Here is a 10,308-nt window from a genome sequence, read left to right as displayed (position 1 = left end):
AGGACGAGAACGGCGACTACCAGGCTGCGTTGGACAATTTGATCGGCGCCCCCGCCCCCCCCCCCCCCTCCCCCCACCCCCCCCCCCCCCCCCCTCCCCCCCCCCCCCCCCCCCCCCCCGCGGCCTCGGGGTCGAGGGCGGGTACGGCGGCCAGCAGTTGCCGGGTGTACGGGTCCTGAGGGTTGTCGTAGACCTCGTCGGCGGGTCCGGTCTCGACGATCCGGCCGCGGCGCATCACCGCGACCCGGTCGCTGACCTGGCGGACGACGGCGAGGTCATGGGCGACGAAGACGAGCGCCAGGCCGAGTTCGCGCTGGAGCTCGCCGAGCAGGGCGACGACCTGGGCCTGGGTGGTGACGTCCAGCGCGGAGACCGGCTCGTCGCAGACGATGACGCGCGGGTCAGCCGCGAGCGCCCGCGCGATGCCCACGCGCTGGCGCTGACCACCGCTGAACTCGTGCGGATAGCGCTCGTAGTGCGCCGCTTCGAGCCCCACGCGCTCCAGCAGTTCGATCACGCGCCGCCGGATGCGCCCCTGGTCCCGTTCGCCCCCGGCGCGCAGCGGGTCGGCTATCGACTCGCCCACGCTGCGCCGGGGGTTGAGGGACGACACCGGGTCCTGGAACACCATCTGGACGGCCGGCCGCACGCCCACGCGCGCGTGCCCCTCGTAGCGGACCTCCCCCGCCGTCGGCTCCAGCAGCCCGACCAGCATCCGGCCGAGCGTCGTCTTGCCGCTGCCGCTCTCGCCGACGATGCCGAGGGTCTCACCTCGGTGGACGGTCAGCGACACGTCGTCCACGGCCGCGAACGCCCTCTTGCCGCGCCCGAATTCACGCCGCAGGCCGGACGCCTCCAGCACGGCCTCCTGGGTCGCCTGTGAGGGCGCGCGCACCGCGTCCAGGCGCGGGACGGCGGAGAGCAGTTCGCGCGTGTACGGCTGCGCGGGCGCCCCGAGCACGGCGGCGACCGGGCCCTGCTCGACCACACGCCCGTGCCGCATGACGAGCACCCGCTCGACGCTCTCGGCGGCGACGCCCACATCGTGCGTGACGAGCAGCAGGCCCATGCCCGTCTCCTCGCGCAGGGTGTGCAGCAGGTCCAGGATCTGGGCCTGGACGGTCACGTCGAGAGCGGTGGTGGGCTCGTCGGCGATCAGCAGGTCGGGTTCGCAGGCGAGCGCCATGGCGATCAGCGCGCGCTGGCGCATGCCGCCGCTGAACTCGTGCGGGCGCGACCGGGACCGGCGGGGCGCGTCCGGGATGCCCACCCGGTCCAGAACCTCCACGGCACGCGCGCGTGCGGCCCGTCGCGACACGCGCGTGTGCATGCGGTACACCTCGGCGATCTGGTCGCCGATCGCGTAGTACGGGTCGAGGGAGGACAGCGGGTCCTGGAAGACCATGGCCGCCTTCGCGCCGCGCAGCAGCCGCAGTTCCTCGTCGGAAGCGGCCAGTACGTCGGTGCCGGCGACCTCGATCGTGCCGCCGACCCGCGCGCCCGTACCGCGGTGCAGTCCGAGCAGGGCCGAGGCGACGGTGGACTTGCCGGAGCCGGACTCGCCGACCAGCGCCAGGGCGGCGCCCGCGTCCAGGCTGAAGGAGAGACCGTCCACGGCCCGCAGGTCGCCGAACTCGACGGTCAGATCAGTGACTTCGACGAGACTCACTTCAGTACCACCCGTCGGTCGGCCACCGCGTACAGCACGTCCGCGACGGCGTTGGCGATGACCACGAAGAAGCCGATGACCAGGACCATTCCGACGACGACGGGAAGGTCGACCACGTTGACGGCGTGGACGAGCTCTTGGCCGATGCCGGGCAGTCCGAACAGCGTCTCGGTGAGCACGGCGCCGCCGACGGCCGAGCCGACGTTGTTGGCGTTCAGCGCGATGACCGGCGCGAACGCCCCGCGCAGGGCGTGCCGTCCGACGATCGCCCGTTCCCCGACGCCGTACGCGCGGAAGGTGCGGATGTGGTCCTCGGCCAGCGTCTCCAGCATCGACGACCGGGTCAGCCGGGCGAACGAGGCGGCCTCGATGAGAGCCAGGGACAGCCATGGCAGCAGCAGGTTCCACGCCCATTGTTCGGGGTCGTCGGTGAAGTTGACGTACTGCGGGAAGGGCAGCAGTTGCAGTTCTCCGCAGACGACGATCATCAGCACGAGGCCGATGACGAAGACCGGGGTGGCCCAGCCCGCCAGCGTGAGGGCGGTCAGGACGCGTTCGGTGAACCGGCCGCGCCGCCAGGCGGAGAGCACGCCGGTGCCGACGCCCAGGACGAGCCAGAGCACCATCGCGCCGAGGACGAGCGACAGACTGACCGGGAGCTTGGTGAGGATGATGCTCAGCACCTGCTGGTCGGTCTGGTAGGAGAGCCCGAGGCAGGGCGCGGAGCAGTGCTCCACGGAGGTACCGGTCGAGTAGTCCTGGCCGACGAGCAGGCCCAGCAGGAAGTGCCAGTAGCGCACGTACAGGGGGTCGTCGAGGCGCAGTTGCTGGGCCACCTGGTGCACCTGCTCCGGGGAGCAGCGCAGGCCGCAGGTGATCTGGGCGACGTTGCCGGGGGTGGCGTAGAAGACGACGTAGACGATCACCGAGATGGCCAGCAGGGTCACGACGATGCCGATGGCACGGCGGACCAGGAACCCACCGAAGCCGCTCATGCGGACCCCTCCTCGGCGGCTGCGGCGGACGCGGCGGACCCGGTGGACCCGGCGGGCCTGTCGGAGCCGGCGGTCCCGCCGGGCCTCGTGGACCCGGTGGCCCTGGCCTCCCGCTTGCGCCCCGTGCCGACGCTCAGCCGGGACGCGGCGCGCGGGTCGAGGGCGATGCGGACGCCGTCACCGAGGACGGTGAGCGCGAGGACGGTCACGAAGAGCGCGCCGGCCGGGAGCAGCAGGTACTGCGGGGCCGCCTGGTACCAGACGTCGGCGGCGCTGAGCATCTGCCCCCAGGACGGCGTCGGCGGCTTCACGCCGACGCCGAGGAACGACAGGGCCGCCTCGGTGCTGATGTTGACCGGGATCAAGATGGACGCGTACGTGATGACCGGCGCGGCCAGCCCCGGCAGGAGTTCGCGGCGGGCGATGCGCCAGGTGCCCCAGCCGCTGAGCCGCGCGGCGGCGACATAGTCGAGCCCCTTCAGGGTGAGCGTCTGGGCGCGCACGATCTTCGCGATGTTGCCCCAGGCGATGAACCCGATGACGAGGGTGACCAGGACGGGCCGCGGGAAGCTCTGCGGGACGATGGCGAGCAGCGCCAGCGCCATGACCATCAAGGGCATCGCGACGAAGATGTCGGTGAACCGGCTCAACAGTTGATCAACCCATCCACTGCCGAGCGCGGCCGCCATCCCGATGACGAGCCCCAGGAGGACCTGGATCACGGTCGCCGCCAGCGCCACCCCCAGGGAGACCCGGGCGCCGTACACCAGGCGGGCGAAGAGGTCCCGCCCGGTCTGCGGCTCCACGCCCAGCCAGTGGTCGGCGCCGATGCCCCCGAAGGAGCCGATCGGGACGCCGCCGCGTGCGGAGTCGATGAGGGACGGGTGGTAGGTGGTCGGGTCCTGGCCCTCCAGCGCGGTGAGCAGCGGCGCCGCGAGTGCGACCAGGACGAGCAGCGCGACGACGGCGGCCGCGACGAGGGCGGCGCGCCGGGTGCGCAGCCGCCGCCAGAACTGACGAGCCCCCGAGGCCCCCGAGGCGGGCGCCTCGGGGGCCTGGGCGGCGAGAAGTGCCTCGCTCACGGCGCTACTTCACCGCGACCTGGGAGATGTCCAGGACACCGGTCCAGTCGCTGATCACGACGTTCTTGATGTCCTTGCCGACCAGGCGCTTGTAGACCGGGTGGAACAGCGGCACGGTCAGGGCCTGCGCGCCGATCTTCTTGTCCAGTGCGCCCCACCGCTGGGCGGCCGCGTCAAGGTCGGTCAACTTGTTGATCGCGTCAATCTCGGCATTGACCGAAGCATCATTGAGCTGGGCCGAGTTGAAGTTCGCGCCGTCCTTGACGATCTGCCGGCCGTCGAAGATCGGGGCGAGGAAGGGACCGCCGGAGGGCCAGTCGGCACCCCACGCGGAGAGGAAGAAGCCCGGCTCGGTCTTCACGTTGTGGATCGTGTCGGAGTAGTTGTTGTCCTCCAGACCCTGGAGCTTGACCGTGATGCCGGCCTTCTTGAGGGCGTCCTGGATGGCGGTCGCGATCTCGGGGCTGGTCTTGAAGTTCTGGGCGTTGTCGTGGGTCAGCGTGACGGTGAGCCCGTTCGGGTAGCCCGCTTCCTTCAGCAGTTCCTTGGCCTTGGCCGCGTTGCCGGTGTCGCCCGCGGGGAAGAGGTCGTACGGCGTGTAGCCGAAGGACTTCTGGTTGGGCAGGTAGGTGGTGGCGGCCTCGGCCAGCGCGCTGCCGCCCGCCGCGTTGACCACGGACGACCGGTCGACGGCGTACGAGATCGCCTGCCGCACCTTGGGGTTGTCGAACGGCTTGACCTTCGGGTTGAACGCTATGTAGTTCGTGTAGCCGAAGTGTCCGGTGCCGACGCGCGAGGCGAGTTCCTTGTCGCCGGTCACCTTGGCGAGCTCGGCCGGGCCGAGGTTGGTGTCCGTGGTGACCGCGGCGGCGTCCGTCCCCTGGGACGCCGACAGCCGCTGGTTGATCACCGAGGAGTCGAGCCCGGACTTGACGTCGATCTTGTCCGGGTAGGCCTTGCGCTGGTCGTCGACGGCCGACGACCAGTACGTGTTCCGTTCCAGCAGCAGGTGCTCGCCGTCGTTCTCGTTCTTCACGACCTTGTAGGGGCCGGACGAGACCGGGTGCTCCTCGTACTTGGTGCCCGTGTCCTTGGCCTTCGGGACGGGCGTGAACTGCGTCTGCGTGGCCAGGTACGGGAACTCGCCCTCGGGCTTGTTCAGGTGGAAGACGATCGTGCGGCTGTCCGGCGTCTCGATCGCCGAGAGCCCCTTCTTGTCCTTGTACGGCCCCTGGTAGTCGGCCGCGCCCACCAGCCAGTCCCGCAGGTAGGGCGCGCCGCCGGAGAGTTCGGGGGCGAAGGAGCGCTCGATGCCGTACTTGATGTCGGCGGACGTGATCGCGGTCCCGTCCTCGTACTTGAGGCCCTTCTTCAAGGTGTACGTCCACACGGTCGCGTTCTCGCTGGGCCGCCCGGTGTCGGTGGCCAGGTCGGGGACGACCTTGGCACCGGCGGCGCCGTTCGCGCGGTTGCGGGTGGTGAGCGTACGGAAGACCAGGGAGGGCACGTTTCCGCCGCCGGAGGTGTAGAGGCGGGCGGGGTCGAAGTCCGACTGGGGGTCGGAGTTCAGGACCGTGAGCGTGCCGCCTTTGTGCGGCGTGGAGTCGCCACTGGAGCCCTTGGCATCGTTGTCCTTCGGCCCGCAGGCGACGGCTCCCGCTGCCACGACCAGGCTGACGGATGCCACGGCCATGCGGCGCGCTATGGCGGACGGTTGACGCATCGGAATGACGACCTCTCGGAAGGCGAGTCTCGATGGGCGAGACAGATTGACGAGGAGTGAGACGAAAGTGAACAGACGTCTGCCCGGGCGCCAGGTCGTCGAAAGAGCCGTGACCGAGTCACGGCAAACAAAAAGAGATCGCGACGCGAACGCCCAGGGGCGAGGGTCAGCGACAGTGGATGTCGGCCACGCAGAGCGCGGTCACGCCGATGAGCGCCAACTCGATGGCGGCGCGCGGGGAGGCATGACGGGGCGACATGCCCAGAAATATGTATGAACTTTTTGCCCATGTCAATGTGGCCTATGAGTCACCTGTCAACTCTTCGGGAACGGCCAGGGGTTGGGCAGACAGTGGATGCCGTCATGGTCGAGGAACTTGGTCTGCTGCTGCATGACCGGCGCCAGCTCGCCGTCCTTGTCGCAGGTCACATGGCCGTAGCCGAGCCGGTGGCCGACCTCGTGGTTGATCAGCATCTGGCGGTAGGCGTGGATCTTGTCGCCGTACGTCGTGCTGCCCTGCGCCCACCGGTACGCGTTGATCATGACGCGTTCGGTGGCGGCCGAGTCGCACGACACGTTGTCCTCGGTCGTGTCGAGGCCTGACTTGGCGCACCACTCGGCGGTGGTTCCCGGGCTGGCGAGGGTGATCACGAAGTCGGGCTTGCCGGAGTAGACGCGCTCGAAGGTACGGGCGCCGTTGTGGGCCCAGCTGCGGTCGTCGTTGAGCGTCTTCTGCACGGCCGCGGCGAACAGCTCGCCGTCCAGCCCGAGCCCCTGCTCCACATCGACGCGGTAGGTGTATTTCCGCCCCGTGCCGGGCGCCTTGGCGACCCCGGGCACGGCGTCGAACTTCCCGGACCCGGCCAGCTTGGCACCGAGCGGGTATTTCTCGCCCATCGCCTGCTCGTACGAGAGCGTCGCCACGCCCGGCGAGGCGGAGGCGGTGGCGGACGGGGTCGTACGGCCGTTGCCGCGCGAGGCGGAACCGTCGGTGGCCCGCGCGTCGCCGGCCGCCGACTGGGACCGTACGCCGCTGTCGCCGCCGTCGGCGACCTGCCCGGCGACGATCACCGCGAGCACGGTGGTGACGGCGGCGGCCGCGACACCGACGAAGGCCCGCCCCTTGCCGCCCTTGGGCTGCGCGGGTTCACCGGTGGGCGGCGCGTCGTCATCGTCATCGCCGCCGTACGGCTCGGAGGCGAGCGAGGAGGTGTGCGGGTCGGAGTCGAGCGGGGACGCACTCGGGCCGGAGGAGGGCGGATACGTTTCCGCGCGCTGGGCGCCGATGCCCGGGCGGCGCGTGAAGACGTCGACGTCCTCGCCGAAGGCGTCGACGTAGTCCTGCCGGGGCCCACCGGGCCCGCCGCGCCGCTGCCGGGGTATCGACGGCCCGGCCGTCCCCGGGGCGGCGGCACCGGCCTGCCCGCCCACCTCACCCCAGCCACCGCCCGTCTCCCGCTGCTGGGGGTGACCGCCTCGGACCCGGGGGACTCCATGGGCGGGCGTCCCGTCCGGGAAGCGGGGAACACCGTGGGCCGGGGTGCCGTCGGGGTACCGGCGCACACCGTGGGCAGGCGTCCCGTCCGGGAAGCGGGGAACACCGTGGGCCGGGGTGCCGTCGGGGTACCGGCGCACACCGTGGGCAGGCGTGCCGTCCGGGAACCGGGGCGCCCCCTGCTCGGGCGCCCCGCCGGGAAGACGTGGCATCCCACGCTCGGGCGTGCCGTCCGCCAGGCGCGGGACCCCTTGAGCCGGCGTGCGGTCCGCGGAGCGCGGAACACCACGGGCAGGCGTACCGGCCGCGAATCGCGGCACCCCGCCCACCGGCGTGCCGTCCGGCAGGCGCGGAGCCCCTCCCGTAGGGGTGCCGCCGGACTGGCGCGGCACTGCCGGCCCGGCGCCCCCGCGGTCACTCTCTCCCGGGTCGCCGTTCCGGTTCGGACCTATACCGGTTATGTCGCCGGTGTCGCCCTTGGGTGCCGGGCCGCGGCGGCTGTGGCGTCCCACCCGCCCCTCAGCTCCCCGCGCCGGGCGCGACCGTACCGGCGCCCAACTCGTCGGCATCCTGGAGGAGTTCACGGAACGCCCCGGCCACCGCCGCCGGGTACTCCATCATCGCCACATGCCCGGCGTCCGGCATGGACAGCAGCCGGGAGTGGCGGAAGGCGCGCGCGGCCCTCTGTGCCATGCGGTAGCCGACGAGCTGGTCGCGGCCGCCGTAGATCAGCAGGGTCGGGGCGAGGACTCGCTCGGCCTGGCGCCAGAGCCCGTGCTGCCCGCCCAGGGTGTACGCGTTGACGATCCCGCGCGCGGACCGCGCCATCGCGTCCCAGAAGTACGGCAGCCGCAGACGCCGTTCCAGCTCCTCCACCGCGTACTCGAACGCCTCGGGCGTGACCTGGCCCGGATCGCCGTAGCAGAGGGCCAGCACGCCCCGTACCCGCTGTTCGGCGGTCCACTTGCCGGTCGCGCGGGTGAGCAGTCCGGCGACGCCGGGCAGGCCGAGCAGCACCGTCGGCATCGCCGTGCGCTGCACCCGCAGTTCGGGCAGGGCCGGCGAGATGAGCGTGAGCGTGCGGACGAGGTCGGGGCGGACGGCGGCGACGCGAGTGCTGACCGCGCCGCCGAGCGAGTTGCCGAAGAGGTGGACCGGACCGCGGCCGACCGCGTCGAGGTAGCGGATGACCGCGCGCGCGTGCCCGGTGACCGAGTAGTCGCCGTCGTCCGGCGGCGGGGAGTCGCCGAAGCCGGGCAGGTCGACCGCCTCGCCGTCCACGACGCCTTCGAGCCGCTGCATCAGGTCCGACCAGTTCTGCGAGGAGCCGCCGAGCCCGTGGACGTACAGCGCGGGCGGCAGGCCCGTGCGCGCGGGCGGCCTGGACCGGACCGTAAGGGTCACGCCGGGCAGCCCGACCGTCCGCAGCCGCTCACCCTCCGCGACTCTGACGGCCGCCACCTTCGGGAGCACGCTCGTGGGCGGCACTGACGGCAGGTCGGTCGAAGACATGGGCCAATGTTACGAGACGATCACACAGTGATTCGTGTGTTCGCCATCACAGAGGCACCCGGGCCAGCCGCCCCGCCGCGCCACGGAAGGTGCGCCGACGAGCCGTCGGCGAGGTCGAGGGCGAGGGTGCGGCCGTCGGCGACATCCCGGGCGAACGGCCGTCGATGGCATAGCGTCCGCATCCGGTGTCTCCTAGGCTCATAAAGAGGGCACCCGTTTATGGCCCCCTGCTTCTGCCAGGGACATTCGATGGAAGGGAGCCCACCATGGCCTATGACCCCACCGACCCCGACGTGCTCGACGAACTGGAGCCGGAGGCGCAGGACGCCCCGGAAATCGACGTCGAGGCCCCGGAGGGCGACGCAGCCGAGCAGCACACGGACATCGCACCGTCCCGTGACGACCCGCTCACCGGTGTGGACGAGGACCGCGCGAACGAGGCCGATCTCATCGAACAGGCACGCGTCGTCTCCCTCGACGAGGACGACTACCGCTGACCGCGGAGGCTCCGGCGGGGTTACCTGGCCTGTCCGCATTTCCCGGTGCGGCTTTCGCCGCCGTCCGGTACGTGAAATTCTGCGCTCGCACCGCGCACAGCACGGTTACCGAAAAGTACGATGGCCGGGCGGCGTAATCCGCATGTGGACGATTTTGGGAGGCGGCGTGACAGCCATCGAGCAGACAGAGGCGGCGCGCCCGCGGGGCACGCGCCTGCCGCGCCGTGCCCGTCGGAACCAGTTGCTGGGCGCCGCCCAGGAAGTTTTCGTCGCGCAGGGGTACCACGCGGCCGCGATGGACGACATCGCCGAACGCGCCGGCGTCAGCAAGCCGGTGCTCTACCAGCACTTCCCGGGCAAGCTCGACCTCTACCTGGCCCTGCTGGACCAGCACTGCGACGCCCTGATCCAGGCGGTACGCGGGGCGCTCGCGTCGACGACCGACAACAAGCAGCGGGTCCGGGCGACCATGGACGCGTACTTCGCGTACGTCGAGGACGACGGCGGCGCCTTCCGCCTGGTCTTCGAGTCCGACCTGACGAACGAGCCCGCGGTGCGCGAGCGCGTCGACAAGGTCACCAACGAGTGCGCCGAGGCGATCTGCGAGGTGATCGCCGAGGACACCGGCCTCTCGCGCGCCGAGTCGATGCTGCTGGCCTCCGGTCTCGGCGGCCTCGCCCAGGTGGTGGCGCGCTCCTGGCTGCACAGCGACCGCAGCGTCCCGCGCGACCAGGCGGTACAGCTGCTGGCCTCGCTGGCCTGGCGGGGCATCGCCGGCTTCCCGCTGCACGGCATCGACCACCACTGAGGCGTCACGGGCCCGTCGCGCCGGTATCGTCCATGCATTCCCGTTCGCTGTTCGCTCCTGGCGTGCACGCCAGGAGCGTGTACGTCCCCTCACCGGGCTAATGTGTGCTGCGTACGGCGCGGAAGGTCGCGCACTTCACTGACCGTCGGAGGGACATAGCCGTGGAGGTCAAGATCGGCGTGCAGCACGCGCCCCGCGAGATCGTGCTGGAGAGCGGTCTGAACGCCGAGGAGGTCGAGCGCCTCGTCGCCGACGCGCTCGCCGGTAAGTCGCAGGTGCTGTCCCTGGAGGACGAGCGCGGCCGCAAGGTGCTGGTCCCGACGGACCGCCTGGCGTACATCGAGCTCGGCGAGCCGACGGTGCGCAAGGTGGGCTTCAGCGCGGTCTAGCCACAGCAGCACGGAGGGGGGGGGGGGGGGGGGGGGGGGGGGGGGGGGGGGGAGGGGGGGGGGGGGGGGGGGGGTGGTGGGGGGGTTGCAGCAAGGGGGGACAGTGCTCCAGGTTGCTATGCGTTCCTCCTCTTTACC

Annotated in this window: 10 protein-coding genes; 3 read left to right on the top strand and 7 right to left on the bottom strand. The window is 71.4% G+C overall.

The annotated features are described in order from the left end of the window. Positions 1–16 precede the first annotated feature (16 nt). The 7 genes from ACZ5K7_RS48050 to ACZ5K7_RS48020 all read right to left on the bottom strand — a co-directional run bounded on the left by ACZ5K7_RS48050 (position 17) and on the right by ACZ5K7_RS48020 (position 8,476). Positions 17–1,669, bottom strand: coding sequence for a dipeptide ABC transporter ATP-binding protein (locus tag ACZ5K7_RS48050; RefSeq protein ID WP_468924896.1), 1,653 nt, complete (start codon positions 1,667–1,669; stop codon positions 17–19). After that, positions 1,666–2,664: an ABC transporter permease gene (locus ACZ5K7_RS48045; RefSeq protein WP_351704772.1), complete on the bottom strand. Its 999-nt coding sequence runs from the start codon at positions 2,662–2,664 to the stop codon at positions 1,666–1,668. Before ACZ5K7_RS48045 ends, ACZ5K7_RS48050 begins: the two co-directional genes overlap by 4 nt. Further along, positions 2,661–3,746, bottom strand: coding sequence for an ABC transporter permease (locus ACZ5K7_RS48040; RefSeq protein ID WP_468924894.1), 1,086 nt, complete (start codon positions 3,744–3,746; stop codon positions 2,661–2,663). The genes ACZ5K7_RS48045 and ACZ5K7_RS48040 overlap by 4 nt, the downstream gene beginning before the upstream one ends. A gap of 4 nt (positions 3,747–3,750) precedes the next feature. Continuing rightward, entirely contained in the window at positions 3,751–5,469 is a 1,719-nt protein-coding gene (locus tag ACZ5K7_RS48035) for an ABC transporter substrate-binding protein (RefSeq protein WP_468924892.1), read from the bottom strand. Positions 5,470–5,635: 166 nt separating this feature from the next. Further along, positions 5,636–5,728 (bottom strand): Ms4533A family Cys-rich leader peptide, encoded by a 93-nt coding sequence (locus ACZ5K7_RS48030; protein WP_351704763.1) that lies wholly within the window; start codon positions 5,726–5,728, stop codon positions 5,636–5,638. Between the two features lie 56 nt (positions 5,729–5,784). Further along, complete coding sequence (locus ACZ5K7_RS48025; protein ID WP_468924889.1) at positions 5,785–7,476, bottom strand: DUF3152 domain-containing protein; 1,692 nt, start codon at positions 7,474–7,476, stop codon at positions 5,785–5,787. A 7-nt stretch (positions 7,477–7,483) separates the two neighbouring features. Next, positions 7,484–8,476: an alpha/beta fold hydrolase gene (locus ACZ5K7_RS48020; protein ID WP_351704757.1), complete on the bottom strand. Its 993-nt coding sequence runs from the start codon at positions 8,474–8,476 to the stop codon at positions 7,484–7,486. A gap of 266 nt (positions 8,477–8,742) precedes the next feature. Between ACZ5K7_RS48020 and ACZ5K7_RS48015 the strand changes: the two genes are divergently transcribed. The 3 genes from ACZ5K7_RS48015 to ACZ5K7_RS48005 all read left to right on the top strand — a co-directional run bounded on the left by ACZ5K7_RS48015 (position 8,743) and on the right by ACZ5K7_RS48005 (position 10,170). After that, on the top strand, positions 8,743–8,973 hold the full coding sequence (locus ACZ5K7_RS48015) for a hypothetical protein (protein ID WP_351704755.1): 231 nt from the start codon (positions 8,743–8,745) through the stop codon (positions 8,971–8,973). 166 nt (positions 8,974–9,139) lie between these two features. Further along, a complete protein-coding gene (locus tag ACZ5K7_RS48010; RefSeq protein WP_351704753.1) occupies positions 9,140–9,781 on the top strand; it encodes a TetR/AcrR family transcriptional regulator in 642 nt (213 codons plus the stop codon). 161 nt (positions 9,782–9,942) lie between these two features. Next, complete coding sequence (locus tag ACZ5K7_RS48005) at positions 9,943–10,170, top strand: DUF3107 domain-containing protein (protein ID WP_046730492.1); 228 nt, start codon at positions 9,943–9,945, stop codon at positions 10,168–10,170. The last annotated feature ends 138 nt before the right edge of the window (positions 10,171–10,308 follow it).

This window comes from Streptomyces sp. NPDC031497 (assembly GCF_055580905.1).
The sequence above is the reverse complement of the archived record's forward strand: the minus strand, read 5'-3'. Positions and strand labels throughout refer to the sequence as shown.

Excerpts from the sequence above, each read along its gene's own strand:
- ACZ5K7_RS48045 (WP_351704772.1), bottom strand. The coding sequence starts at position 2,664 with ATGAGCGGCTTCGGTGGGTTCCTGGTCCGCCGTGCCATCGGCATCGTC.
- ACZ5K7_RS48035 (WP_468924892.1), bottom strand. The coding sequence starts at position 5,469 with ATGCGTCAACCGTCCGCCATAGCGCGCCGCATGGCCGTGGCATCCGTC.
- ACZ5K7_RS48030 (WP_351704763.1), bottom strand. The coding sequence starts at position 5,728 with ATGTCGCCCCGTCATGCCTCCCCGCGCGCCGCCATCGAGTTGGCGCTC.
- ACZ5K7_RS48020 (WP_351704757.1), bottom strand. The coding sequence starts at position 8,476 with ATGTCTTCGACCGACCTGCCGTCAGTGCCGCCCACGAGCGTGCTCCCG.
- ACZ5K7_RS48015 (WP_351704755.1), top strand. The coding sequence starts at position 8,743 with ATGGCCTATGACCCCACCGACCCCGACGTGCTCGACGAACTGGAGCCG.